Annotated in this window: 24 protein-coding genes; 18 read left to right on the forward strand and 6 right to left on the reverse strand. The window is 65.0% G+C overall.

All coding sequences use genetic code 11. The annotated features are described in order from the left end of the window. Positions 1-92: 92 nt before the first annotated feature. Together N2604_RS15005 and N2604_RS15010 are read left to right on the forward strand one after the other, a co-directional pair. Positions 93-3,329 carry a bifunctional cytochrome P450/NADPH--P450 reductase gene (locus N2604_RS15005; protein ID WP_260375396.1) on the forward strand — a complete coding sequence of 1,079 codons (3,237 nt, stop codon included), beginning with the start codon at positions 93-95 and terminating at the stop codon, positions 3,327-3,329. 128 nt (positions 3,330-3,457) lie between these two features. Continuing rightward, a complete protein-coding gene (locus N2604_RS15010; protein WP_260375397.1) occupies positions 3,458-4,132 on the forward strand; it encodes a spermidine synthase in 675 nt (224 codons plus the stop codon). A gap of 14 nt (positions 4,133-4,146) precedes the next feature. Here N2604_RS15010 and N2604_RS15015 read toward each other — a convergent pair whose 3' ends face one another. Both N2604_RS15015 and N2604_RS15020 read right to left on the reverse strand, forming a co-directional pair. Then, positions 4,147-4,608 carry an ester cyclase gene (locus tag N2604_RS15015; RefSeq protein WP_260375398.1) on the reverse strand — a complete coding sequence of 154 codons (462 nt, stop codon included), beginning with the start codon at positions 4,606-4,608 and terminating at the stop codon, positions 4,147-4,149. 122 nt (positions 4,609-4,730) lie between these two features. Next, positions 4,731-5,645 carry an alpha/beta fold hydrolase gene (locus N2604_RS15020; protein ID WP_260375399.1) on the reverse strand — a complete coding sequence of 305 codons (915 nt, stop codon included), beginning with the start codon at positions 5,643-5,645 and terminating at the stop codon, positions 4,731-4,733. A 162-nt stretch (positions 5,646-5,807) separates the two neighbouring features. Here N2604_RS15020 and N2604_RS15025 point away from each other — a divergent pair, with 162 nt between their 5' ends. The 16 genes from N2604_RS15025 to N2604_RS15100 all read left to right on the forward strand — a co-directional run bounded on the left by N2604_RS15025 (position 5,808) and on the right by N2604_RS15100 (position 20,333). Further along, a complete protein-coding gene (locus N2604_RS15025) occupies positions 5,808-6,188 on the forward strand; it encodes a hypothetical protein (RefSeq protein ID WP_260375400.1) in 381 nt (126 codons plus the stop codon). After that, the gene (locus N2604_RS15030; RefSeq protein ID WP_260375401.1) at positions 6,185-7,267 is read left to right on the forward strand and encodes an alpha/beta hydrolase; all 1,083 of its coding nucleotides are present in this window, start codon (positions 6,185-6,187) and stop codon (positions 7,265-7,267) included. Before N2604_RS15025 ends, N2604_RS15030 begins: the two co-directional genes overlap by 4 nt. Next, positions 7,264-7,857: a GNAT family N-acetyltransferase gene (locus N2604_RS15035; RefSeq protein ID WP_260375402.1), complete on the forward strand. Its 594-nt coding sequence runs from the start codon at positions 7,264-7,266 to the stop codon at positions 7,855-7,857. Before N2604_RS15030 ends, N2604_RS15035 begins: the two co-directional genes overlap by 4 nt. A 220-nt stretch (positions 7,858-8,077) precedes the next feature. Next, the gene (locus tag N2604_RS15040; RefSeq protein ID WP_260375403.1) at positions 8,078-8,533 is read left to right on the forward strand and encodes a phasin; all 456 of its coding nucleotides are present in this window, start codon (positions 8,078-8,080) and stop codon (positions 8,531-8,533) included. Between the two features lie 214 nt (positions 8,534-8,747). Continuing rightward, positions 8,748-10,034 (forward strand): DUF445 domain-containing protein, encoded by a 1,287-nt coding sequence (locus tag N2604_RS15045; protein ID WP_260375404.1) that lies wholly within the window; start codon positions 8,748-8,750, stop codon positions 10,032-10,034. Positions 10,035-10,236: 202 nt separating this feature from the next. Continuing rightward, positions 10,237-11,007 (forward strand): triacylglycerol lipase, encoded by a 771-nt coding sequence (locus tag N2604_RS15050; RefSeq protein ID WP_260375405.1) that lies wholly within the window; start codon positions 10,237-10,239, stop codon positions 11,005-11,007. A gap of 288 nt (positions 11,008-11,295) precedes the next feature. Then, the gene (paaX, locus tag N2604_RS15055) at positions 11,296-12,162 is read left to right on the forward strand and encodes a phenylacetic acid degradation operon negative regulatory protein PaaX (protein ID WP_260375406.1); all 867 of its coding nucleotides are present in this window, start codon (positions 11,296-11,298) and stop codon (positions 12,160-12,162) included. 75 nt (positions 12,163-12,237) lie between these two features. Next, a complete protein-coding gene (paaA, locus tag N2604_RS15060; protein WP_260375407.1) occupies positions 12,238-13,230 on the forward strand; it encodes a 1,2-phenylacetyl-CoA epoxidase subunit PaaA in 993 nt (330 codons plus the stop codon). A gap of 9 nt (positions 13,231-13,239) precedes the next feature. After that, the gene (gene paaB, locus N2604_RS15065; protein ID WP_015687593.1) at positions 13,240-13,527 is read left to right on the forward strand and encodes a 1,2-phenylacetyl-CoA epoxidase subunit PaaB; all 288 of its coding nucleotides are present in this window, start codon (positions 13,240-13,242) and stop codon (positions 13,525-13,527) included. A gap of 128 nt (positions 13,528-13,655) precedes the next feature. After that, positions 13,656-14,432 (forward strand): 1,2-phenylacetyl-CoA epoxidase subunit PaaC, encoded by a 777-nt coding sequence (gene paaC, locus N2604_RS15070; protein ID WP_260375408.1) that lies wholly within the window; start codon positions 13,656-13,658, stop codon positions 14,430-14,432. Then, positions 14,426-14,929 carry a 1,2-phenylacetyl-CoA epoxidase subunit PaaD gene (paaD, locus tag N2604_RS15075; protein ID WP_260375410.1) on the forward strand — a complete coding sequence of 168 codons (504 nt, stop codon included), beginning with the start codon at positions 14,426-14,428 and terminating at the stop codon, positions 14,927-14,929. Before paaC ends, paaD begins: the two co-directional genes overlap by 7 nt. Before the next feature lie 136 nt (positions 14,930-15,065). After that, positions 15,066-16,148, forward strand: coding sequence for a 1,2-phenylacetyl-CoA epoxidase subunit PaaE (gene paaE, locus N2604_RS15080; RefSeq protein WP_260375411.1), 1,083 nt, complete (start codon positions 15,066-15,068; stop codon positions 16,146-16,148). Between the two features lie 101 nt (positions 16,149-16,249). Continuing rightward, a complete protein-coding gene (gene paaI / locus N2604_RS15085; RefSeq protein WP_260375413.1) occupies positions 16,250-16,699 on the forward strand; it encodes a hydroxyphenylacetyl-CoA thioesterase PaaI in 450 nt (149 codons plus the stop codon). Positions 16,700-16,738: 39 nt separating this feature from the next. Beyond that, positions 16,739-18,070, forward strand: a complete 1,332-nt coding sequence (gene paaK / locus N2604_RS15090; protein ID WP_260375414.1) for a phenylacetate--CoA ligase PaaK — start codon at positions 16,739-16,741, stop codon at positions 18,068-18,070. Positions 18,071-18,249: 179 nt separating this feature from the next. After that, positions 18,250-19,251 (forward strand): zinc-binding alcohol dehydrogenase family protein, encoded by a 1,002-nt coding sequence (locus N2604_RS15095; RefSeq protein WP_260375415.1) that lies wholly within the window; start codon positions 18,250-18,252, stop codon positions 19,249-19,251. Between the two features lie 2 nt (positions 19,252-19,253). Then, the gene (locus tag N2604_RS15100; RefSeq protein ID WP_260375416.1) at positions 19,254-20,333 is read left to right on the forward strand and encodes a YeeE/YedE family protein; all 1,080 of its coding nucleotides are present in this window, start codon (positions 19,254-19,256) and stop codon (positions 20,331-20,333) included. Between the two features lies 1 nt (position 20,334). Here the strand turns inward: N2604_RS15100 and N2604_RS15105 are convergent, their stop codons facing one another. From N2604_RS15105 to N2604_RS15120, 4 genes are all read right to left on the reverse strand, one after another. Next, positions 20,335-21,558 carry an alpha/beta fold hydrolase gene (locus tag N2604_RS15105; RefSeq protein ID WP_260375417.1) on the reverse strand — a complete coding sequence of 408 codons (1,224 nt, stop codon included), beginning with the start codon at positions 21,556-21,558 and terminating at the stop codon, positions 20,335-20,337. Positions 21,559-21,583: 25 nt separating this feature from the next. Further along, entirely contained in the window at positions 21,584-22,243 is a 660-nt protein-coding gene (locus N2604_RS15110) for a sulfite oxidase-like oxidoreductase (protein ID WP_260376228.1), read from the reverse strand. A gap of 88 nt (positions 22,244-22,331) precedes the next feature. Then, positions 22,332-23,555, reverse strand: a complete 1,224-nt coding sequence (locus N2604_RS15115; RefSeq protein WP_260375418.1) for a cytochrome P450 — start codon at positions 23,553-23,555, stop codon at positions 22,332-22,334. A gap of 57 nt (positions 23,556-23,612) precedes the next feature. Beyond that, positions 23,613-23,822: a ferredoxin gene (locus N2604_RS15120; protein ID WP_260375419.1), complete on the reverse strand. Its 210-nt coding sequence runs from the start codon at positions 23,820-23,822 to the stop codon at positions 23,613-23,615. Positions 23,823-23,891: the final 69 nt, after the last annotated feature.

Here is a 23,891-nt window from a genome sequence, read left to right on the forward strand (position 1 = left end):
AGGATCTCGTCATTCCGGGTCTGGTCCTTCGCACCATCCCGGAATGACGTAAGGCAGGGGGAAGCGTAGTTAGCAGGGGGAAGCGTAGTTAAATGTCATCCAAGAACCGTCTGGATCCGATTCCGCAGCCGCCGACCAAGCCGGTGGTCGGCAACATGCTGTCGCTGGATGCGGCCGCTCCCGTGCAGCACCTGACGCGGCTTGCCAAGGACCTCGGTCCGATCTTCTGGCTCGACATGATGGGCTCGCCGATCGTCGTCGTCTCCGGCCACGATCTCGTCGACGAGCTCTCCGACGAGAAGCGGTTCGACAAGACGGTGCGCGGCGCGCTGCGGCGCGTGCGTGCGGTCGGTGGCGACGGCCTGTTCACCGCCGACACCCGCGAGCCGAACTGGAGCAAGGCGCACAACATCCTGCTGCAGCCCTTCGGCAACCGCGCCATGCAGTCCTACCACCCGAGCATGGTCGACATCGCCGAGCAGCTCGTCCAGAAATGGGAGCGGCTCAACGCCGACGACGAGATCGACGTCGTCCATGACATGACGGCGCTGACGCTGGATACGATCGGCCTGTGCGGCTTCGACTACCGCTTCAATTCGTTCTATCGGCGCGATTACCATCCCTTCGTCGAGTCACTGGTGCGTTCGCTCGAAACCATCATGATGACGCGCGGCCTGCCGTTCGAGCAGCTGTGGATGCAGAAGCGCCGCAAGACGCTCGCCGAAGACGTCGCCTTCATGAACAAGATGGTCGACGAGATCATCGCCGAGCGGCGCAAGAGCGCGGAGGGGATCGACGATAAGAAGGACATGCTCGCCGCGATGATGACCGGCGTCGACCGCGTCACCGGCGAGCAGCTCGACGACGTCAACATCCGCTACCAGATCAACACCTTCCTGATCGCGGGTCACGAGACCACCAGCGGTCTGTTGTCCTACACGCTCTATGCGCTGCTCAAGCATCCGGAGATTCTCAAGAAGGCCTATGACGAGGTCGACCGCGTCTTCGGCCCCGACGTCAACGCCAAGCCGACCTATCAGCAGGTGACGCAGCTCACCTACATCACGCAGATCCTGAAGGAGGCACTGCGGCTGTGGCCGCCGGCGCCGGCCTACGGTATCTCGCCGCTGAACGATGAGACCATCGGCGGCGGCAAGTACAAACTCAGGAAGGGAACGTTCGTCACCATCCTCGTGACGGCGCTGCACCGTGATCCCAGCGTGTGGGGGCCCAATCCCGACGCGTTCGATCCCGAGAATTTCAGCCGCGAGGCGGAAGCAAAACGGCCGATCAATGCCTGGAAGCCGTTCGGCAACGGCCAGCGCGCCTGCATCGGCCGCGGCTTCGCCATGCACGAGGCCGCGCTCGCGCTCGGCATGATCCTGCAGCGCTTCAAGCTGATCGATCACCAGCGCTACCAGATGCATCTGAAGGAGACGCTGACGATCAAGCCGGAGGGCTTCAAGATCAAGGTGCGGCCGCGTGCCGATCGCGAGCGCGGCGCCTATGGCGGGCCGGTTGCGGCTGCGTCCTCGGCGCCGAAGGCGCAGCGCCAGCCCACCACACGGCCCGGCCACAACACGCCGATGCTGGTGCTCTACGGCTCCAATCTCGGCACCGCCGAGGAGCTCGCAACGCGCATGGCCGATCTTGCCGAGATCAACGGCTTTGCCGTGCATCTCGGCCCGCTCGACGATTACGTCGGCAAGCTGCCGCAGGAGGGCGGCGTGCTGATCATCTGCGCCTCCTACAACGGCGCGCCGCCGGACAATGCGACGCAATTCGTCAAATGGCTCGGTGAGGATCTGCCGAAGGACGCCTTTGCCGGCGTACGCTATGCCGTATTCGGCTGCGGCAACAGCGATTGGGCAGCGACCTATCAATCAGTGCCGCGCTTCATCGACGAGCAATTGTCGAAGCACGGTGCGCGCGCGGTCTATCCGCGCGGCGAGGGCGATGCGCGCAGCGATCTCGACGGCCAGTTCCAGAAATGGTTCCCGGCGGCTGCGCAAGTCGCGACCAAGGAATTCGGCATCGACTGGAATTTCACCCGCACGGCCGAGGACGATCCGCTCTACGCGATCGAGCCTGTCGCGGTGACCGCGGTCAACACCATCGTCGCCCAGGGCGGCGCGGTGGCGATGAAGGTGCTGGTCAATGACGAGCTCCAGAACAAGGCCGGCCCGCATCCATCGGATCGCTCGACGCGCCACATCGAGGTGCAGCTGCCGGCCGACGTCGCCTATCGCGTCGGCGACCATTTGAGCGTCGTCCCGCGCAACGATCCGACGCTGGTGGATTCAGTTGCCCGCCGCTTCGGCTTCCTGCCGGCCGATCAGATCAGGCTCCAGGTGGCCGAAGGCCGGCGCGCGCAATTGCCGGTCGGCGCGGCCGTGTCGGTCGGCCGTCTGCTCAGCGAGTTCGTCGAGCTGCAGCAGGTAGCGACGCGCAAGCAGATCCAGATCATGGCCGAGCACACCCGCTGCCCCGTCACCAAGCCGAAGCTGCTGGCCTTCGTCGGCGAGGAGGCGGGGCCGCTCGAGCGCTATCGCAGTGAGATCCTCGCCAAGCGCAGATCGGTGTTCGACCTGCTGCTCGACTATCCGGCTTGCGAATTACCGTTCCACGTCTATCTCGAAATGCTCTCGCTGCTGGCGCCGCGCTATTACTCGATCTCGTCCTCGCCGTCGGTCGACCCGGCGCGTTGCAGCGTCACGGTCGGCGTGGTCGAAGGGCCGGCCGCCTCCGGCCGCGGCACCTACAAGGGTATCTGCTCGAACTATCTCGCCAACCGGCGGGCGGGCGATACGATCTATGCCACCGTGCGCGAGACCAAGGCGGGCTTCCGCCTGCCCGATGATCCAACCGTGCCGATCATCATGATTGGTCCGGGCACGGGACTTGCGCCGTTCCGCGGCTTCCTCCAGGAGCGCGCCGCGCGCAAGGCGAAAGGGGCCGCGCTCGGCCCATCGATGCTGTTCTTCGGCTGCCGCCATCCCGACCAGGATTTTCTTTACGCGGAGGAGCTGAAGGCGCTGGCGGCGAGCGGCATCACCGAGCTGTTCACGGCATTCTCGCGCGCGGACGGGCCGAAAACCTATGTGCAGCACGTGCTCGCGGCGCAGAAGGACAAAGTCTGGCCGCTGATCGAGCAGGGCGCGATCGTCTATGTTTGCGGCGATGGCGCGAAGATGGAGCCGGACGTGAAGGCCGCGCTCGTCGCGATCCACCGCGAGAAGAGCGGCAGCGATGCTGCTGCCAGCGCGCGCTGGATCGAGGAGATGGGCGCGAACAGCCGCTATGTGCTCGATGTCTGGGCAGGCGGTTAGCCGGAGCCCCGGTGCTGTAGCCTGGATGGAGCGAAGCGAAATTCGGGCTGTCTTTCCGCGGATAAACGTTTCCCGGATTGCGCTGCGCTCCATCCGGGCTAAGAGGTGAATCGTGCTAAAGCACTCCCATGATTCCCTGGGAAAAGCTCGCCACCGCCAAAATCCCCGGTTCCGACGAGGAGCTCCGCCTGATGCGGCGGGGCAAGGAGTTCTCCATCAAGCTCGGTACCAACGAGCTCATGAACAGCCGCCTGTCGGGATCGGAAGCGGCGCTCGCAACGCTTGCCGCGAAGCAGATCGAGAAAGTCGCAAAACCCGTCGTTCTCATCGGCGGTCTCGGCATGGGTTTTACGCTACGCGCGGCGCTGGCCGTGCTCGGAGCCCAGGCGAAGATCGTCGTCTCCGAGCTGGTCCCGTCGGTCGTCGCCTGGGCGCGCGGCCCGATGGCGGAGGTCTTCGGCGACAGTCTCGATGATGCCAGGGTGAGCATTCGCGAGATCGATGTTGGTGAAGTCATCCGGGCGAAGCGTTCGGCCTTCGACGCCATCCTGCTTGACGTCGACAACGGGCCGGAGGGTCTGACCCGGAAGGGCAATGACGCGCTCTACGATGCGAGCGGGCTGCAGGCTGCGAAGAAGGCGCTGCGGCCGGACGGCGTGCTCGCGGTCTGGTCGTCGGGACCCAATCCGGCGTTCACAGGGCGCCTCAAGCGTGCCGGCTTCGACGTCAACGAGGTCAACGTTCGCGCCACCGGCAGAGGCGGCGGCGCGCGCCACGTGATCTGGATCGCGCGGAAGGGCTAGGCTGCGCCCCAAGGCTAGAACATCGTGTTGCCGTTCGCCGGGTTTTCAGGAATCTCCTGAACGACGTCCCAATGCTCGACGATCTTGCCGTTCTCCAGCTTGAAGATGTCCACGATCGCGCGGCCCCTGGTGCCGGGCTCGCGAACGGAGTGGACGTGCAGGATGACGAAGTCGCCCTCCGCGAAGCTGCGCTTGATCTCGCTGCGCGAGTTCGGAAACTTCTCGCGCAGGAAGCCGATGAACTTCCGGAAACCGTCCGGGCCATCGGGGGCGGTTGGATTGTGCTGGACGTAACGGTTGCCGACATAGGCGAGGGCGGCGTCGGCATCCTTCTGGTTGAGGCCTTTTTCATAGAAGGCCAGCACGGTTTGGCGGTTGGCTTCTTCCTGCGCGCTGGCGGCCATCGCGGCGCTGCCGGCGAGAGACAACATGAGAAGGGCGGCCATCATTGCCGCAGATCGAATGATGAAATGCATGTGAGCTCCGAGAGGCCGCAGCCCCTGTTTGGCGTTTGAGGCGGCCTGTATAGCCTTCATCGGGGCCCCAGTTAAGACAGGCACCGGCAGCTCACATGGTCACCGGGAGGAGACCGGCCGGCCTAAGCGGCCTGCGCCGCCGCGCCATGCGCATGCTTGTCGATCGCGTCGATGATCTCCGGCCAGAATCGCATCGGTAGCGCGTGGCCCATGCCCTCGATCATCAGCAGCTTTGCGTTCGGGATCGATGCGGCCGTGTCCTTGCCGCCTTCGGGGCGGACCAAGGGATCGACGGTACCGTGAATGACCAATGTCGGAACCTTCACAGCGTGCAGTCGCTCCTTGCGGCTGCCGGAGGCCAGCACGGCACGGAGCTGGCGGCCGACGCCGGCCGGATTGAGCCCGCGCGCGAACACGCGCTCGGCGCGGCCAGGATCGAGCGCTTCCTCTTCCGGGAAATGTCCGGCGCGCAGCACCTTCCAGGTCTGGCCGTAGCGGACGATGAACTCCTCCTTGCTGCGCGGCGGCGGGGCCATCAGCATGGCGGCAGCCTCGCGGGTGGGCGGCGGCACGCGCGGATTGCCGGTGGTCGACATAATCGAGGTCAGCGAGCGCACGCGGTGCGGAAACGACAGCGTCACCTCCTGCGCGATCATGCCGCCCATGGACGCGCCGACGAGATGCGCCGACTTGATGCCGAGCGCATCCATCAGGCCGACCGTGTCCTTGGCCATGTCGACCAGCTTGTAGGTGGCGGCCACTGGGATCCGCAACAAGCGCAGCTTCAGCAGCTCGAACGGCGTCAGCCGCTTGCCGCCGGTGAGATGGCTCGACTTGCCGATGTCGCGGTTGTCGAAGCGGATCACGCGGAAGCCGCGGGCGGCGAGCTGCTCGCAGAATGCATCGTCCCAATGGATCATCTGCGCGCCGAGGCCCATGATCAGCAGCAGCGGCTCGGCATTGTCGTTGCCGAAGATCTCGTAGCAGATGTCGATGCCGTTGGCGCGGACGGTCTGGGGCGGCTGATGGGCGGTCACGGGTCCCTCCTGCTGACCGATGCTGTATCGCACGGTTTCGTTCCGCGAAGAAGCGGCGTGTCCGACGCTGCGCCCGCTGCTTGCCGGTTGACCGGCACCGCGCAACGGTGTGGTATGGCGCGACAAGAAGGGTGCAAAGCCCTCCGCATTGGGAGGACGCTGATGACCGACAAGAACACCGATCCGGTCGCCTTGTGGCAGAAGATGGTTGGCGAAATGGAGAAGGGTTTCAACTCCTTCGCGACCAAGGCGATGGAGACGCCCGAATTCTCGCAGGCCATGAACCGCGCCGGCGGCGTTGCTGCAGGTGCTCAGAAGCAGTTCGGCGATCTCATGGAGAAATACCTGCTCTCGATGAACCTGCCGAGCCGCGAGCAGATGACCGGCATCGCGGAACGGCTCCAGTCGATCGAAGGCCAGCTCGGCGAGATCAAGTCGATGCTGAGCCAGATGTCGGCCAATTCGGGCGCGCCGCAACCCGGCGCCGCGCCGCGGCCGCCGCGCACCAAACGTCCGCCGTCCGAAGGCGGAGACCAAAAATGAACGCGCCGGCGGGACTTGATCTTGCGTCGATCCCGGAGCGCATCCAGTCCGAGGTGCAGCGCGCGATTCAGCGCAGCATCAAGGGCGTCGAATATTTCTCGACCTCGGGCCCCTCGCTCGGCTCGACGCCAAAGGACGTTCTGCACTCGCGCGGAACCATGAGCCTCTATCACTACCGGCCGATGACGGACGAGATCTACCGCGTGCCGGTGCTGATCGTGATGGCAACCACGAACCGCGGCTACATTCTCGACCTCGTGCCCGGCCAGAGCTTCATCGAGTTCCTGCTGAAACGCGGCTACGACGTCTACATGCTGGATTGGAGCGCGCCGCGGCCGGAGGAGAAGAGCCTGCGCATGGAGGACTACGTCCTCGACTTCATCCCCGATTGCGTCCGCCGCGTACAGGCCGATTCCGGCGAGCAGGATGTTTCCATCATCGGCTATTGCTTCGGTGGCGTGCTGTCGCTGCTCTACGGCTCGATCCACCAGGACGGGCCGATGAAGAACCTGATCTGCTTCACCACGCCGATCGATTTCCGCGAGATGAAGCTGTTCTCGAATTTCTCCGACCGCCGCTATTTCGACGTCGACCACCTCGTCGACAGCGTCGGCAACGTGCCGCCGGAGATGATCCTGTCCTCGTTCGAGATGCTGCGCCCGGCCTCGCGCGCGGTGAGCCAGATCCAGCTCTGGGAAAACATCTGGAACGACGAGTTCGTGAAGTCGTACCGCATGTTCGACCGCTGGGCGACCGACACGCTGCCGCTCGCCGGCGAATATTTCCGCACCATCACCAAGGACCTGATGTGGGACAACAAGCTGTTCAACGACACCATGTCGGTCGGCGGCCGTGCGGCCAAGCTCGAGAACATCACGGTGCCGACCCTGCATGCGGTCGCAGAGCACGATCACATCGTGCCCTATGAGGCCGCCAAGCACCTGATCCCAAAGGTCGGCTCGACTGACAAGGAAGAGGTGATCCTGAAGGGCGGTCACGTCTCTCTCGTTGCCGGCGCCAACGCGGTGAAGCGGCTGTGGCCGAAACTGGATTCCTGGCTGGGAAAGAGATCGATATGAGCGAGCAGCGTTCCTATCCGCGCCACGTCAAGACCGACGCCGGCGCTATTGAGATCCGCCTGATGTCGCCCGCCGACGAGGCTGCGGTGCTGGCCTTCGGCAAGGCCCTGCCGACCCACGATTTGTTGTTCCTGCCACGCAACATCAGCGAACCGAAGGTGCTGTCGGCCTGGGTCAAGGAGATCGAGCGCGGAGCGATTCAGAGCCTGCTCGCGGTCAGAGAGGGCAGGGTCGTCGGTTGCGGCACGCTGGTGCGCGATCCTCATTCCTGGTCGCCTCATGTCGGTGAGATCCGCATGGTGGTTTCGCCCGAGGTCCGCGGCAAGGGCGTGGGCAAGGCGCTGTCGCAGGAGACCTTTGCCCTCGCGCTCGGGGCGGGCCTGGAAAAGCTGTCGGTCCAGATGACGGTGGATCAGCAGGCTGCGATCGCCCTGTTCGAGAGCCTCGGCTTCAAGGCCGAGGCCCTGCTGCGGGACCATGTGCGGGACGTCGACGGCAAGACCCACGACATCGTCGTGCTCGGCCACAACGTCGCGCAGGTCCAGGCTCAGATGGAGGCCTATGGGCTGCCAGGCGCCGTCCAGCACTAGCAGGGTCCGGCATTAGGGCCGGATCGGGCCGATCACTGGGCTCTCCTGACTAGCGAGGCATCACGATGCCTCTCGTTAAGGCTCATCACGATTTCGTGATATCGCAGTGCAATATGAATATTGCGACGCACAATTGACCGTGCCATATAAGACGTGCCCCGGGCCAATGCGGACGGGGTGAGCCCATAGCTCAGACCATTGAGGATGGAGAGAACCCCCCATGACCACTGAAACCAACACCGCTTTCGAGGGCTTCAAGGACGCTTTCAAGAACATCCAGAACCTGGAAGTTCCCGAGGCCGCCCGCGAATTCGTCAAGAAGACTGCCAACACCGCCAAGGACCGTGCTGCCGAGGTGTTCGCTGGCTCCGAGCGCGTGACCGCCGCCGTCGAGAACGCGGTGACCGAGTCGGTCACCGAGGCCGGCAAGATCAGCCGCAACATCCAGCAGGCGATCTATGAGGACGCCGAGGCGTTCTTCTCGGGCATCGACAAGCTCGCATCCGCCAAGTCGGTCAGCGAAGCCGTCGAGATCCAGTCGAGCCTGCTCCGCTCCCGCGGCGAAGTGTTCGTCTCGCGCGCCAAGGCGACCGCCGACTATCTCGGCAAGCTCGCCGCCAACGGTGCGAAGTCCGCTCAGGACAATTTCGCCAAGGTCTACACCAAGACCGCCTGATCTGGCGCCTGAGCACAAACTGAATTTGAGGCCCGCTTCGGCGGGCCTTTTGTTTGATTTGCGTTCCCCGGATGCAGTGCAGCGCGCCGCATTTGCGGCGTGATGCACTGCTGATCCGGGGTCCATCGGCTTGCTGGGTCCCGGCTCTGCGGCGCATCGCTTTGCGACGCACCGCGTCCGGGACACGTGGAGGTCGGCACGCTAAGTTTGCGTCATGGCGATTCAAAGCACCTTCTCCTTCGACGCCCCCGGCGATGCCGAACGCGCGGCCGAGCTCCGCCGCGTCAAGGCGCTGGCGACTCTGGTGCTGGCCTCGACGCTGGCACTGTTTGTCGTCGCAAAGTGGCTGCTGCCCGTGCATCCGGTGTTCGGCTTCATTGCTGCCTTCGCCGAAGCGGCGACCATCGGCGGGCTCGCCGATTGGTATGCCGTGGTGGCGCTGTTCAAGCGGCCGCTCGGCCTGCCGATCCCTCACACCGCGATCATCCAGAGCAACCAGGCCCGCATCGCCGACAAACTCGGCGAATTCATCCAGGTACATTTCCTCGAGGCGGGTCCCGTCGAGGCCAAGCTGAAGGAGATCGACTTCGGCTCCTTCGTTGCCGACTGGCTGCGCGACCGCAAGCGCAGTGACGACCTCGCGCGCTTTGCGCTGCGTCTGTTGCCGGAGGCGGTGTCCGCAACCGAAAGCTCCGGCCTGATGACGTTCATCATCCGCCGCATGTCATCGCAGCTCCAGGCGATCGACCTTGCGCCGCTCGCGGCGGGCACCCTGCGTGGCTTCGTGGCGGAAGGGCGGCACCAGATCCTGTTCGACGATCTCCTGCGCGTGATGCACGAGACGCTGAACCAGAAGGAAACGATGGCGATGATCCGCGAGAAGGTGCGCGCGGAATTGCCGACCCTGCTCAAGCTCTATCGCGCCGACAAGTTTCTGGTGAACAAGATCGTGGCCTCCGCCACCGCCTTCTTCAACGAAGTGCGCAGCGATCCCAAGCATCCGTTCCGCGGCGAGTTCGACCGCATGGTGCTGAGCTTCGTCGACCGGCTCGGCACCGACCAAGCCTATATCGACCGCATCGACGGCCTGAAGCGCGATCTGCTGGCGCGGCCGGAGCTTGCCGACCTTGCCCGCACCGTCTGGGCCAACACCCGCTCCTTCATCGAGCGCAGCGCGAGCGGCGAGACGCAGGTGCTGCAACATCATCTCGCAGGGATGTTCGTCTCGGCTGGCGAGGCGCTCGCCAGCGATGCCGAGCTGCGCGGCGAGATCAACAAGGGTCTCGTGACCGTGCTGCGCAGCTTCGTCGCGGATCAGAAGAGCGGCGTGTCGACCTTCATCTCCGATCAGGTCAAGGCGTGGAATATGACGCAGCTGATTTCGCTGATCGAGATCAACATCGGCCGCGACCTGCAATACATCCGCTTCAACGGCTCATTGATCGGCGGGCTCGCCGGGCTCGGGCTCTACACCGTAGAATCCCTGCTCCGATTGTTGTGACTTTTGCGTCACGGCCGTTAGCATTAACGCGCGGGCCTATTGTCGCCTGGCGTCTCTCCCGCTTGAATATCGGGAACCGGCCGCCTAGCTGATTCATGTTGCGCTGCGGAACGATCAAGAAGCCGGTGCATTGGAATTCATGCCGTTTTGCCGGTCTCGCTGCCGGCGGCCTTTCCAGGAATTCTTCCCAGGGGAAACATTGATGACCGCAACTGCCCAGACGCTGCGACCGCCGTCCCGCACCTTGATGTTTCTGGAGGGGCGCGCGATCCATGAGTTCGGCGCATTCCTCGGCGCCCTGCCGCTGTTGAGCCTTGCGCCGCGCGGCGATGGACATCCGGTGCTGGTGCTGCCGGGCCTCGTGGCTTCCGATGTCTCTACACGTGCGCTGCGCGCGTTTCTGACGAGCAAGGGCTATGCGGTCAGCGGCTGGCGTCAGGGGCGCAACTATGGCCTGCGCGACGGCGTGCAGGACGCGATGGTCGATCTGGTCCATGAGCTCAGCGAGACGCACGGTCGAAAGATCAGCCTGGTCGGCTGGAGCCTTGGCGGCCTCTATGCGCGCCAGCTCGCCAAGATGATGCCGGAGCGCGTGCGCCAGGTGATCACGCTCGGCAGCCCCTTCGCCGGCGATCCGCGCTCGACCAATGCCTGGCGCGTCTACGAATGGGCGAGCGGGCGCAAGGCCGACGAGGTCGATCCCCGCTTTGGCGGCGAGCTCGCCGTGCCGCCGCCGGTGCCGACCACTGCCATCTTCAGCCGCACCGACGGCGTCTGCGCCTGGCAGGGCTGCATGGAGAAGTCGGGCGCACAGACCGAGAGCATCGAGGTCGAAAGCAGCCATTGCGGCATGGGTCATCATCCCGTCGCGGTCTATGCCGTGGCCGATCGCCTCGCGCAGAAGGAAGGCCAGTGGCGCCCGTTCGACCGCAGCGGCTGGCGCAGCCTGGCCTATCCCGACCCGCACAGGTGATCTCTTTATTCGCCTCTTCCCGCACGCGGCAGGGCAATCGCACTTGAATTTTCGAGAGGCCGTCAATTTTCGAGAGGCCGTCATGCCCGGGTTTGTCCCGGGCATCCACGTTCTTTGTGCTGCGTAGACAGGCGTGGATGGCCGGGACAAACCCGGGCATGACGACGTGGAGAGAAGTCGTCCCGATAGCCACCTTTCATATGCGATAGCCCCGCAAGCGGGGAGAAGGAGAAGACGCGTCTCCCCCGTCCATTGTCGGGCCCGCATCAAACGCGCTAAGCCTGCCGCATGGCGCATCCGCTCTCCCGCATCATCGATCAGCTCAAGCGCGAGCCCTCGCGTACCGGCTCCATCGTCATCACCGTGTTCGGCGACGCCATCGTGCCGCGCGGCGGCTCGGTGTGGCTCGGCACGCTGCTGGAATTCTTCGAAAGCCTGGATATCGACAGCGGCGGGGTGCGCACCGCGATGTCGCGGCTTGCCGCCGACGGCTGGCTGACGCGCGAGAAGGTCGGCCGCAACAGTTTCTATCGCCTGGCCGACAAGGGCCGCCAGACGTTCGAGGCCGCGACGCGCCACATCTACGATCCGCCACCGTCCGACTGGACCGGGCGCTTCGAGCTGCTGCTGATCGGAAACGGTGAGGACCGCGACGCCTCGCGCGAAGCGCTGCGCAATGCCGGCTTCGGCAGCCCGCTGCCGGGCGTGTGGGTCGCGCCATCAGGCGTGCCGGTGCCGGATGAGGCGGCGGGCGCGATCCGCCTCGAGGTCTCGGCGGAAGACGACAGCGGCCGCCGTCTGCTCAGCGCGAGCTGGCCGCTCGATCGGACCGCGGACGCTTATCTTAAGTTCATGAAGACGTTCGAGCCGCTGCGCGCCGCGATCGCGCGCGGCACCGATTTGTCCGACGCCGACGCCTTCACCGCGCGGATTCTCTTGATCCACTATTACCGCCGCGTGGTGCTGCGCGATCCGCTGCTGCCGGAGAGTCTCTTGCCTGCGGATTGGCCGGGCAGGGCCGCCCGCGCGCTCTGCGGCGAAATCTACCGCGCGCTGCTTGCGCCGTCCGAACAATGGCTTGATGGCCATGGAACCAATGAAAAAGGGCCATTGCCGGCGGCGCGAAAGCTGCTGGAGCGGAGGTTCGGCGCCTGACCATTATGTTACAGAAATATATTGCATGACGTAAATCTTGTTATATATTCCCTCCCAACAAACGGGAGGATGCGCATGTACACCCAGGCGCTGAACACGGCCGAGACCGCTGATCGCGATCTGGAGGACGCAGGCAAAGCTGCGCAATTCCAGGCCCGCATCGATGCCGAGGAGCGCATCGAGCCGAACGACTGGATGCCGGCGGCCTATCGCAAGACGCTCACCCGCCAGATCTCCCAGCACGCGCACTCCGAAATCGTCGGCATGCTGCCCGAAGGCAACTGGATCACGCGTGCGCCGACGCTGCGCCGCAAGGCCGCGCTGCTCGCCAAGGTGCAGGATGAATGCGGCCACGGGCTTTATCTCTACGCCGCCGCCGAGACGCTCGGCTCCTCGCGCGAGGAGCTGGTCGATGCCATGCTCGCGGGGAAAGCAAAGTACTCCTCGATCTTCAACTATCCGACGCTGACCTGGGCGGACATCGGCACGATCGGCTGGCTGGTTGACGGCGCCGCGATCATGAATCAGATCCCGCTGTGCCGCTGCTCCTACGGGCCCTATGCCCGCGCCATGATCCGCGTCTGCAAGGAGGAGTCCTTCCACCAGCGCCAGGGCTACGAGATCATGGTGACGCTGTGCCGCGGCTCGGAGGAGCAGAAGGCGATGGCGCAGGATGCGCTGAACCGCTGGTGGTGGCCGGTGCTGATGATGTTCGGTCCGCCGGACGCGACCAGTCAGCACAGCGACACCTCGACGAAGTGGAAGATCAAGCGCTTCTCCAATGACGAGCTGCGCCAGAAGTTCGTCGATGCCACGGTGCCGCAGGCGCAATATCTCGGCCTCACCATTCCCGATCCCGGCATGATTCAGGACGCCGACGGGCACTGGCGCTATAGCGAGATCGACTGGAGCGAATTCAAGCAGGTGCTCGCCGGCAACGGCCCCTGCAATCGCGACCGCATGGCCGCGCGCCGCAAGGCGCATGACGAGGGCACCTGGGTGCGCGAGGCGGCAGCTAGCTATGCCGCCAAGCGCGCCCAGCGTCAGACCGCCCAGGCTGCCGAATAGGAGATCGATATGGCCACGCCGAACACGCCGCTGTGGGAAGTCTTCATTCGCAGTCGCAACGGGCTCGCGCACAAGCATGTGGGTTCGCTGCATGCGAGCGACGCGACCATGGCGCTGCAGGCCGCCCGCGACATCTACACCCGCCGCGGCGAGGGCCTGTCGATCTGGGTCGTGCCCTCGAGCGCGATCACCGCGAGCGATCCCGCCGAGAAGGGCATGATGTTCGAGCCGGCGGAATCCAAGATCTACCGGCATCCGACTTTCTACGAGGTGCCCGAAGAAGTGGGGCACATGTAGCGCTCTCTCCCCTCATGGTGAGGAGCGCGAAGCGCGTCTCGAACCATGAAGGCCCCTGAACCTGCGGCCATCCTTCGAGACGGCGCTACGCGCCTCCTCAGGATGAGGTCGGAACAAGTGGATAGAATATGCCTGTCGCCAACATCCAGGTCTCCGAAACGCCGCTGGTGCTCTACGCGCTGCGCCGCGCCGACGACGCGCTTATCCTCGGTCACCGGCTCTCGGAATGGTGTGGGCACGCGCCGATGCTGGAAGAGGACATGGCGCTGTCCAACATCGCGCTCGATCTGATCGGCCAGGCGCGGGAGCTCTACACCTTTGCAGCCAAGGTCGAAGGCAGGGATAACGACGAGGACAAGCTGGCCTATCTGCGCGACGTGCGGCAGTACCGCAACCTGCTGCTGGTCGAGCAGCCCAACGGCGACTTCGCCCAGACCCTGGTGCGGCAGTTCTTCTATTCCACCTTCGCCGATCTCTATTGGCGCGCGATGATGAAGTCGCGCGATGCGACCCTGGCGGCGATCGCAGCGAAATCGGAGAAGGAGAGCGCCTACCATCTGCGCCATGCCTCGGAATGGATCATCCGGCTCGGCGACGGCACGGAGGAGAGCCACGCGCGTGCGCAAGCAGCGATCGATCATCTCTGGGCCTTTACCGGCGAGATGTTTGCTGTCGACGAGAGCGAACGCGCCCTGATCCATGCCGGCATTGCTGCCGATCCCGGGAGCTTGCGCGGGCGCTGGTTGGCGACGCTTTCCGATGTCACCCGCGAAGCAACGCTCGCGCTGCCGCAGAACGAGTGGATGCAGCAGGGCGGCCGCTCCGGCCGCCACAGCGAGCATCTCGGCCACCTCCTGTCGGAGCTGCAATCGACCCAGCGAACGTTTCCGGGGCTGACATGGTGACGGTGGCCGCTGACGACGCCGCGCTGCGCCAGCGCGCCTGGGACGCCGCCGCAAGCGTGGTCGATCCGGAAATTCCGGTGCTGACCATCGCCGATCTCGGCGTTCTCCGCGACGTCGTTCTCGACGGCGATCATGTCGAGGTTGCGATCACACCGACCTATTCAGGCTGCCCGGCCATGAACATGATCGCGCTCGAAATCGAGGTCGCGCTGGAGCGCGCCGGTTTCCATCATCCGAAGGTACGAACCGTGCTGTCGCCGGCCTGGACCACGGACTGGATGAGCGAGGAGGGGCGCGAGAAGCTGCGGGCCTACGGCATCGCGCCGCCGCAAGCCGCGAGCTCGCGACGCGCGCTGTTCGGTGCGCAGACGGTGGCGTGCCCGCAATGTGGCTCGGACAAGACCGAGCTGCTGTCCGAATTCGGCTCGACCTCCTGCAAGGCGCTCTGGCGCTGCAAGGCCTGCCGCGAACCCTTCGACTATTTCAAGTGTCATTGAGGCGCACGATGCGAACTCCACCGTCATTGCGAGCGCAGCGAAGCAATCCAGATTGTCTCCGCAGTGACAGTCTGGATTGCTTCGTCGCAAGGGCTCCTCGCAATGACGACGGAGAGACCGAACGAGGGTGCCCCTGATGTCCGCAGCCGCACCGCGCTTTCATCGCCTTGCCGTCAACGACCTCCGCCGCGAGGCGTCCGACGCCGTCTCGATGACCTTTGCAATCCCCGGCGAACTCGCCGGCGATTACGCCTTCACGCCCGGGCAGTACCTGACGCTGCGCACCATGCTCGACGGCGAAGAGGTGCGCCGCTCCTATTCGATCTGCTCCGGCCCTGACGACGGCGAGATCCGTATCGCCGTGAAGAAGGTCGATGGCGGCGCGTTTTCGAGCTGGGCAGCCGAAGATCTCAAATGCGGCGACGAGCTCGACGTGATGACGCCGACCGGCCGCTTCGGCGTGGTCCCGCCGGCAGATCGGGCGCGCGTTCATGTCGGCTTCGCCGCCGGCTCCGGCATCACTCCGATCCTGTCGATCGTGAAGGGTGTGCTCGCGCGCGAGCCGGGCAGCCGCTTCTTCCTGTTCTACGGCAACCGCACCACCGACAACATCATGTTCCTCGAAGCGCTCGAGGAGCTGAAGGACCGCTTCATCGATCGTCTCTCGATCTTCTACGTCATCTCCGGCGAGGAGCAGGATATTCCGATCCTGCATGGCCGGCTCGATGGCGAGAAGGTGAGGGTGCTGCTGCGCTCGCTGGTGCCGGCGGGAAGTGTCGATCACGTCTTCATCTGCGGTCCTCTGGGCATGAGCGAGGAGATCGAGGCGACCTGCCGCGATCTCGGCATCGCCGACGAGCGCATCCATGTCGAACGCTTCGTCTCCGAGTTCGGCGGCAAGCCGCGGCCGAAGAGGGTGGTTGCGCCCGACGCGCCGCCGAAGGCGATCGCCTCGCTGATCATCGACGGCAAGCGCCGCGACGTGCCCGTCGCCGAGGACGAGGCGATCCTCGATGCCGCGCTGCGCGCCGGCGTCGATCTGCCCTTCGCCTGCAAGGGCGGTATGTGCTCGACCTGCCGCGCCAAGCTGGTCGAGGGTGAGGCGCCGATGGACATCAACTATTCGCTGGAACCCTGGGAGCTCAAGGCCGGTTTTGTTCTCACCTGCCAGGCCAAGCCGTCCACGGAGCGGGTCGTGGTCGATTATGATCATGTCTGATCAGGCGTTCTGCGGCTCCGCAATGCAAATGCGTCGCATTATTTGACAGTGTGAGCCAACCAGAACAACATCATGAGCAAACGTCTGGCCGGGAGAAGCGCGTGAACGTCAAAGCCGCCCTGTCGCCTGAGGATATCGCCCGCGCCTGCGCCGATGCGATGTGGGCCGAGGACGATGCCTCCAAGGGTCTCGGCATGGAGATCGTCGAGATCGGCCCGGGCTTCGCGACGCTCGCCATGATAGTGCGGCCGGACATGGTCAACGGCCAGCGCATCGCCCATGGCGGCTTCATCTTCACGCTCGCCGATTCCGCCTTCGCGTTCGCCTGCAATTCGCACAATGAGCGCGTCGTCGCGGCGCAGGGCCACATCACCTTCATCAAGCCGGGCAAGCTTGGCGATCGTCTCATCGCCAAGGCGCGGGAAATCACCCGCGGCGGCCGCTCCGGCATCTACGACGTGCGTGTCACGGCGGGCGAAGTCATCATCGCGGAATTCCGCGGACATTCGCGCGTCATTCCCGGCAAATGGCTGCCGGCGCAAGATCAATAAGACCAAAGGAAGAAGAACAAACAATGTGGGGAAACGAGGATGGCTCTGACGAGGCTCAAGGAAGGTGGCGCCGCCTATAACGCGGAGATGGATGCGCATGAGCGCGTCTCGCGCGACGAGGTCATGGCGCTGCAGAAGCAGCGGCTGGCGTGGTCGCTGAAGCACGCCTACGACAACGTCGCGCATTACCGCAATGCGTTCGACAAGGCGGGCGTGCATCCGTCCGACTTTCGCGAGCTCTCCGATCTCGCCAAATTTCCGTTCACGGTAAAGACGGACCTGCGCGACAATTATCCCTTCAACATGTTCGCCGTGCCGCGCGAGAAGCTGGTGCGGGTGCATGCCTCATCCGGCACGACCGGCAAGCCGATCGTCGTCGGCTATACCCAACGGGACATCGAGACCTGGTCCGAGGTGATGGCGCGCTCGATCCGCGCCGCCGGCGGTCGCACCGGCATGATCATCCACAATGCCTACGGCTATGGCCTGTTCACCGGCGGTCTCGGCGTGCACTACGGCGCCGAGAAGCTCGGCTGCACGGTGGTGCCGATCTCCGGGGGCATGACCGAGCGGCAGGTGCAGCTCATCAACGATTTCCGGCCCGACATCATCACGGTGACGCCGAGCTACATGCTGGCAATCCTCGACGAGTTCAAGCGCCAGAAGCTGGATCCGCGCCAGTGCTCGCTCAAGATCGGCATCTTCGGCGCCGAGCCATGGACCAATGCGATGCGCGCCGAGATCGAGGACGCCTTCGACATGGACGCCACCGACATCTACGGCCTGTCCGAGGTAATCGGCCCCGGCGTCGCGCAGGAGTGCATCGAGACCAAGGACGGCCTGCACATCTGGGAGGACCATTTCTATCCCGAAGTGATCGACCCCGAGACCGGCGCTGTGCTGCCGGACGGCGAGAAGGGCGAACTGGTCTTCACCTCGCTGACCAAGGAAGCCTTTCCGGTGATCCGCTATCGCACCCGCGACCTGACGCGGCTGCTGCCGGGCACGGCACGGCCGGGCATGCGGCGGATGGAGAAGGTGACCGGGCGCTCGGACGACATGATCATCCTGCGCGGCGTCAACCTGTTCCCGACCCAGATCGAGGAGGTGCTGCTCGCGACCGACTGGTGCGGCGGCCACTTCATCCTGGAACTCACCCGCGAGGGCCGCATGGACGAGCTGACCATCATCGCCGAGGCGCGGCCCGAGAGCTGGGACGGTCGCGGCCTCGTCGATCATGCGGACCGGGTTTCGACCCACATCAAGAACACGATCGGCATCAGCTCCAGGGTGCAGGTGGTTGCGCCCGCGACGCTGGAACGCTCGCTCGGCAAGGCCAAGCGGCTCTACGACAAGCGACCCAAGGACTAAGTCTCACCCCTCATGGTGAGGAGGCGCGCGAGCGCCGTCTCGAACCATGCAGGCCCGGCTCGCGCTGCGCGCCTTCATCCTTCGAGACGCCTGCTTCGCAGGCTCCTCAGGATGGGGGAGGCGGTTGACTCGTCCCGCCCCAAAGGCGACAAGGCCCGCGAGAAATCGCGGGTCTTTTCATGTCAGCCGATGCCAAAACCGTCGAAGCGCGCTGTGTGCGCCTCAAGGCCAAAGCTGAAAATGCCGCTGCGCTTGCGCCGATCGTCGAGCGCCGGAGGCTTGCGCGCGGGCCGAACGATCTCCTGATCGAGGTGAAGGCCGCTGCCGTCAATCCGTCGGACGTCAAGGCTGCGACCGGACTGATGCCCTATGCCGTGTTCCCCCGGACCCCCGGCCGCGACTATGCCGGCGTGGTGATCGACGGACCCGCGGGCACAATGGGACGCGAGGTGTTCGGCTCGTCCGGCGATCTCGGCATCCGTCGTGACGGCACCCACGCGAGCCATCTCCTGGTCGAAGCCGATGCGGTCGTCGAGAAGCCGAAGACCGTGTCCTGGGAGGAGGCCGCCGGCATCGGCGTGCCCTTCGTCACCGCGATGGAAGGCTTTCGCCGCGCGGGCGTGCCGAAGAGCGGCGAGACCGTGCTGGTGTTCGGCGTCAACGGCAAGGTCGGCCAGGCCGCGGTGCAGATCGCGACCTGGCAGGGCGCGCGCGTCATCGGCGTGGTGCGCAAGGCGGAAGCCTATGAAGGCCACGCCAACGCGCCCATCGAGGTGATCGACGCCTCCGCCACCGACGTTGCCGCGCGCGTGCGCGAACTGACCGGCGGCAAGGGCGCCGACATCATCTTCAACACGGTCGGCGATCCCTATTTCCACGCCGCGCACAAATCGCTGGCGCTTCGCGGCCGCCAGATCCTGATCGCCGCGATCGATCGCATCGTGCAGTTCAACATCCTCGAATTCTATCGGGGCCAGCATACCTATGTCGGCATCGATACGCTCGGCCTGTCATCGACAGCGACCGGCGCGGTGCTGCGCGACCTTGGCCCGGGCTTTGCGAGCTGCCACCTGAAACCGTTTCCGATCAAGGCGAATGCCGTCTATCCGCTCGAGCGCGCCAGGGAAGCCTATGTCGCCGTTGCCGGCTCCTCGCGCGACCGGGTGATCCTCAAGCCGTGATCATGGAAGCGCCCGCGCAACTCGTCATCCTTTCGGGCCTCGCCATCGGCCTCGTCTACGGTGCCGTGGGTCTGCTCAGCGGCTTTTGCCTGATGAGCAGCATGCGCGGCTGGCTGGCCGAGGGGGACGGCCGGCTGGTGCGGACCTATGCGCTGGCGATTGCGGTTGCGATCGCCGCGAGCCAGCTTCTTGCCGGCAGCGGCACGGTCGATCTCGGCAAGTCGATCTATCTGCAGCCGTCGTTTTCGCCGGCGGTGCTGTTCCTCGGCGGCCTGCTGTTCGGCTACGGCATGGTGCTGTCGAACGGCTGCGGCTCGCGGGCGCTGGTGCTGCTCGGCCGCGGCAATCTCCGCTCCTTCGTGGTCGTGATCGTGCTGGCGATCGCCGCGCAGATGACGCTCAAGGGTCTGATCGCGCCGGGGCGTATCGCGCTGGTCCAGGCGACGCAAATCACGGCCGCCGCGAATTCGCTGCCGTCGTTGCTGGCGACGCTCGGACTTACGGAATCGCTTTCGCGCGCGCTTGCCGCAGCCGCGACAATCGTCGCGTTGATTCTGTTTGCTTTTGCGCATCCGGCGTTCCGCCGCTCGCCCGGCCAGATCGCGGCGGGCATCATCGTGGGTCTCCTTGTTGCCGGCGGGTGGCTGGTCACCGGCTATCTCGGTGCCGACGACTTCAATCCTGTCCCTGTGACCTCGCTTACATTCGTCGCGCCAATCGCGGACGCCCTGCAATACGCCATGCTTTCGACCGGGCTGTCGCTCAACTTCGGCATCGCGACGGTCGCCGGTGTCTTCGCCGGCAGTCTGGTGACGGCAGTCGCAACTCGCCGCTTCAAGCTCGAAGGCTATTCATCGCCACGCCACATGCTGCGCTCAGGCACCGGTGCTGCGCTGATGGGGACCGGCGGCGTGATGGCGTTCGGCTGCTCGATCGGGCAGGGCCTCACCGGCGTGTCTACGCTCGCGCTGGGATCGTTCGTCGCCGTTGCCGGCATCCTGCTCGGCACCGCGGCGGGTCTGCGCGGAAGCTTGCGGGTTCAGCCGCTCCAGGCCGCGGAAGCCGACCAGCGGGCCGCTTGAGCTATTCCACCGCTCTCGTCACGATGCGGATCTCCGATGTCAGGGTGCGGTGCACCGGGCATTTGTCCGCGATCTCCATCAGCTTCTTGCGCTGCTCGGCATCGAGCGCGCCGTCGATCGCGATGTCGCGCTCGATCTGGTCGAGCATGCCCTCGCGGGTCTCGCACTCCGCACAATCCTTGGCGTAGATCTTGGAATGCTTCAGCGTGACCGTGACGCGGTCGAGCGGCAGCGACTTGCGGTCGGCATAGAGGCGCATGGTCATCGAGGTGCAGGCACCTAAGCCGGCGAGCAGGAAGTCGTAAGGGCCGGGTCCGGCGTCCGCGCCGCCTGCCGCGACCGGCTCGTCCGCCACCAGATGATGCGGACCGACAATGATGGTCTGGTTGAACTTGCTCTTGCGGGTCTCCTGCACCACGACCTTCCGCGGCTCCTCCGGCAGATCCATCGCCTTCGCGGGCTTCGCTGCATCGACGTAACGGCTCGCCCAGGCCACGATCACGTCGGCGGCGTAGAGCGCGTCGGCAGGCTTCGTCAGAAGATGATCGGCATGGTCGAGCGAGACGAAACTCTTGGGATGCTTGGCCGCGACGAAGATCTTCGTCGCATTGTCGATACCGACGGTGTCGTCGACCGGCGAATGCATCACCAGCAGCGCCTTGTGCAGGCCGGTGACGTCCTTCATCAGCTCGTGCTCGGCGATATCGTCGAGGAATTCGCGCTTGAGCCGGAACGGGCGGCCGGCGAGCGAAACTTCGACCTCGCCCTGCGCGCGGATGTTGTCGAGATGCTCCTTGAACAGACCGGTGACATGGGCGGGATCGGACGGCGCTGCGATAGTCACGACTGCCTTGGCTTCAGGAATCTTTTCGGCAGCGGCGAGGATCGCGGCGCCACCGAGGCTGTGGCCGATCAGGATCGAGGGTGCCTTGCGGGTCTCGCGCAGATAAGCGGCGGCGCGGACGAGATCGGCTACGTTGGAGGAGAACGTCGAATTGGCGAAATCGCCGCCGCTGGAGCCGAGCCCGGTGAAGTCGAAGCGCAGCACCGCGATGCCCTTGGCGGCGAGCGCGACCGAGATGCGCTTGGCCGCCAGCGTGTCCTTGCCGCAGGTGAAGCAGTGGGCGAACAGCGCGAACGCCGCGGGCTCGCCGTCAGGCAGCTCCAGCGCGGCCGCGAGCTGATGGCCGCCTTCGCCGGTGAATTGAAAGCGTTCCGTCGGCATGGGCTTCCCCCGTTCTTGCTCGAACCTAATCGCCCGAATAGCGCTGCTCGGCCCATGGATCGCCGCGGTTATGATAGCCGCGGACTTCCCAGAAGCCCGGCGCGTCCTCGGTCCGGAATTCGATGGCCTGGAGCCATTTCGCGCTCTTCCAGAAATAGAGGTGCGGCACCACCAGCCGCACCGGGCCGCCATGCTCTTCCGCCAGCGGCTGGCCGGACCAGCTCTGAGCGAGCAGCGCGTCCTCGGCGGCGAAATCCTCCAGCGCGAGGTTGGTGGTGTAACCGTCATAGGAATGCAGCACGACGAAGCGCGCATCCTCGCGCGGCTGGCAGGCCGCCAGCAGCTCACGCGTAGCAAGCCCTTCCCACTCGTTGTCATAGCGCGACCAGGTCGTGACGCAATGGATGTCCGAGGTGAACCGGGACTGCTTCTGCGCGGCGAATTCGGCAAAGGTCCAGAACACGGGAGTCTCGACCGCGCCATAGACGTCGAGCCGCCAACGCTCGCGCGAGACCGGCGGCGTGACCCCGAGATCGAGCACCGGCCAGTCCTTGGTGAGGTGCTGCCCCGGTGGGAGCCGTTGATCCTCCGGTCGCGTGATCTTCCCGGTGAGAAAGCGGCCCTCGCGCGCCCATTTCTCCTTGGTGCGCGTCAGCTTGCTGTCGGATGGCGTCTCGTCGGTCATGGCCTGCTCGTGGCGATGCATGGCGGAGGCGTGCTTGGTGTCGCGCATGCCATGACAGGCCTGTCCGCTTCCTTCGCTTCGGGAAGGCTTACATCGCCTTTCCGAGCAAAAATGGCAACTGGCGGGGGCCTCGCACCGTTCCCTGTGACCAGGTCACGGTGCCTGCCGGATCGAGCCGGAAGTCGGGAATCCGCTTCAGCCATTCCTCCAGCGCCACCTGCATTTCCATGCGCGCGAGGTTGGAACCGACGCAGCGGTGGATGCCGAGGCCGAAGGCCGCGTGGCGATTCTCGCGCCGGTCGATCACGACTTTGTCAGCGTCCGGAAACATCTTGGGGTCGCGGTTGGCGGCCGGGAACGACAGCAACACCATGTTGCCCGGCTTGACCGGACAGCCTGACACCGTGGTCTCCTTGACCACCTCGCGCGCCATCGTCACCGGTGAATAGGCGCGCAGCAGCTCCTCCACGGCGGTCGGGATCAGCCCGGGCTCGGCGATCAGCCGCTCGCGGTCGGCCGGCGTCTTCGCAAGATGCCAGAGCGAGGAGCCGATCGCGCTCCAGGTGGTGTCGATGCCGGCGATCAGCAGCAGGCGCAGCGAGCCCATCACATGGCTGTCCTCGAGCGGATTGCCGTTCTTGTCCCTGGCGTTCATCAGGTAGGAGATCAGGTCGTCGGTGGGCTTGTTCTTGCGCGCTTCGATGTGGCCGCCGAAATAGGCTGTCATCTCCTGCACGGCCTGGAGCAGCTTGCTCTCGTCCCTGATGCCGAGCTCGAGGATCATGTGGATCCAATCGATGAAAAGGTCGCTGTCGCTCTCGGGTATGCCGAGCATGTGCGCGATCGCCCGAACCGGAATGTGCTTGGTGTAGCGCGCCGCAGCGTCCACCCTCCGCTCGGCGATGAAGTCGTCGATCAGCTCGTTGCAGATGGCGCGGACCCGCGGCTCGAGCTTCTTCATCGCGTCCGGCGTGAAGGGCGGCAGCAACAATTGCTTGGCCGGCTTGTGCTCGGGCGGATCGGAGGTGATCGGCGGGGCCGCGTTCCTGCTGGTGATTTCCGGCCGCACGTCACGGACGATGATGCGGCGTGAGGAGAAGTGCTCGGTGTCGTTGGCGATCTCGCGCACGGCCTCATAGGTCGTCGGCAGGTAGCAGCCGAGGAAGCGCTTCGTGTGCACCACGGGACTTGCCGCTCGCAGCTCGTCCCAGATCGGGAACGGATCCTCCGTCCATTGCGGATCGGTGTGGTCGAAATCATGGACCCAGTCGGTGACGGGCGGATGGGCGGCGGGCTGATCGACGTCGGACATGGCAGGGAATCCCTTGGCTCGTGTTCGCTGAAAGCACGCGGGGCGGCCGCGGCCGCGTTATTCCTCGATCACATCGATTGCGATTTCCGGACAGTTGGATTTCGCAAGCCAGGCCTTGTCCTCGAGCCCCGGCGGGACGGTGCCGTCGCCGGCTTCGTGCGCGTTGCCGTATTCGTCGAGCTCGAAAAGCTCCGGCGCGAGCGCTTTGCAGCGGGCGTGGCCCTGGCATTTGTCGGGATCGACGCGAACCTTCAGTCGCTCTGCCATTTTCAGCTTCCTTGGTCGTGTGCGCGAGGGCCCGAAGGCGTCGCGTTTCCTCATCCCGGTTTTATTTAA

Origin of the sequence: Bradyrhizobium sp. CB1015 (genome assembly GCF_025200925.1) — a bacterium.
Classification (GTDB): domain Bacteria; phylum Pseudomonadota; class Alphaproteobacteria; order Rhizobiales; family Xanthobacteraceae; genus Bradyrhizobium.

Bases quoted from the DNA above. Each gene is read 5' to 3' on its own strand.
- N2604_RS15040 (WP_260375403.1), top strand. From the start codon at position 8,078: ATGACCACTGAAACCAACACCGCTTTCGAGGGCTTCAAGGACGCTTTC.
- N2604_RS15110 (WP_260376228.1), bottom strand. From the start codon at position 22,243: ATGACCGACGAGACGCCATCCGACAGCAAGCTGACGCGCACCAAGGAG.
- paaX (WP_260375406.1), top strand. From the start codon at position 11,296: ATGGCGCATCCGCTCTCCCGCATCATCGATCAGCTCAAGCGCGAGCCC.
- N2604_RS15100 (WP_260375416.1), top strand. From the start codon at position 19,254: ATGGAAGCGCCCGCGCAACTCGTCATCCTTTCGGGCCTCGCCATCGGC.
- N2604_RS15005 (WP_260375396.1), top strand. From the start codon at position 93: ATGTCATCCAAGAACCGTCTGGATCCGATTCCGCAGCCGCCGACCAAG.
- N2604_RS15035 (WP_260375402.1), top strand. From the start codon at position 7,264: ATGAGCGAGCAGCGTTCCTATCCGCGCCACGTCAAGACCGACGCCGGC.
- N2604_RS15045 (WP_260375404.1), top strand. From the start codon at position 8,748: ATGGCGATTCAAAGCACCTTCTCCTTCGACGCCCCCGGCGATGCCGAA.
- paaB (WP_015687593.1), top strand. From the start codon at position 13,240: ATGGCCACGCCGAACACGCCGCTGTGGGAAGTCTTCATTCGCAGTCGC.
- paaA (WP_260375407.1), top strand. From the start codon at position 12,238: ATGTACACCCAGGCGCTGAACACGGCCGAGACCGCTGATCGCGATCTG.
- N2604_RS15010 (WP_260375397.1), top strand. From the start codon at position 3,458: ATGATTCCCTGGGAAAAGCTCGCCACCGCCAAAATCCCCGGTTCCGAC.
- paaC (WP_260375408.1), top strand. From the start codon at position 13,656: ATGCCTGTCGCCAACATCCAGGTCTCCGAAACGCCGCTGGTGCTCTAC.
- N2604_RS15105 (WP_260375417.1), bottom strand. From the start codon at position 21,558: ATGCCGACGGAACGCTTTCAATTCACCGGCGAAGGCGGCCATCAGCTC.
- N2604_RS15115 (WP_260375418.1), bottom strand. From the start codon at position 23,555: ATGTCCGACGTCGATCAGCCCGCCGCCCATCCGCCCGTCACCGACTGG.
- N2604_RS15015 (WP_260375398.1), bottom strand. From the start codon at position 4,608: ATGCATTTCATCATTCGATCTGCGGCAATGATGGCCGCCCTTCTCATG.
- paaE (WP_260375411.1), top strand. From the start codon at position 15,066: ATGTCCGCAGCCGCACCGCGCTTTCATCGCCTTGCCGTCAACGACCTC.
- N2604_RS15095 (WP_260375415.1), top strand. From the start codon at position 18,250: ATGTCAGCCGATGCCAAAACCGTCGAAGCGCGCTGTGTGCGCCTCAAG.
- paaK (WP_260375414.1), top strand. From the start codon at position 16,739: ATGGCTCTGACGAGGCTCAAGGAAGGTGGCGCCGCCTATAACGCGGAG.
- N2604_RS15025 (WP_260375400.1), top strand. From the start codon at position 5,808: ATGACCGACAAGAACACCGATCCGGTCGCCTTGTGGCAGAAGATGGTT.
- paaD (WP_260375410.1), top strand. From the start codon at position 14,426: ATGGTGACGGTGGCCGCTGACGACGCCGCGCTGCGCCAGCGCGCCTGG.
- N2604_RS15050 (WP_260375405.1), top strand. From the start codon at position 10,237: ATGACCGCAACTGCCCAGACGCTGCGACCGCCGTCCCGCACCTTGATG.
- N2604_RS15120 (WP_260375419.1), bottom strand. From the start codon at position 23,822: ATGGCAGAGCGACTGAAGGTTCGCGTCGATCCCGACAAATGCCAGGGC.
- N2604_RS15030 (WP_260375401.1), top strand. From the start codon at position 6,185: ATGAACGCGCCGGCGGGACTTGATCTTGCGTCGATCCCGGAGCGCATC.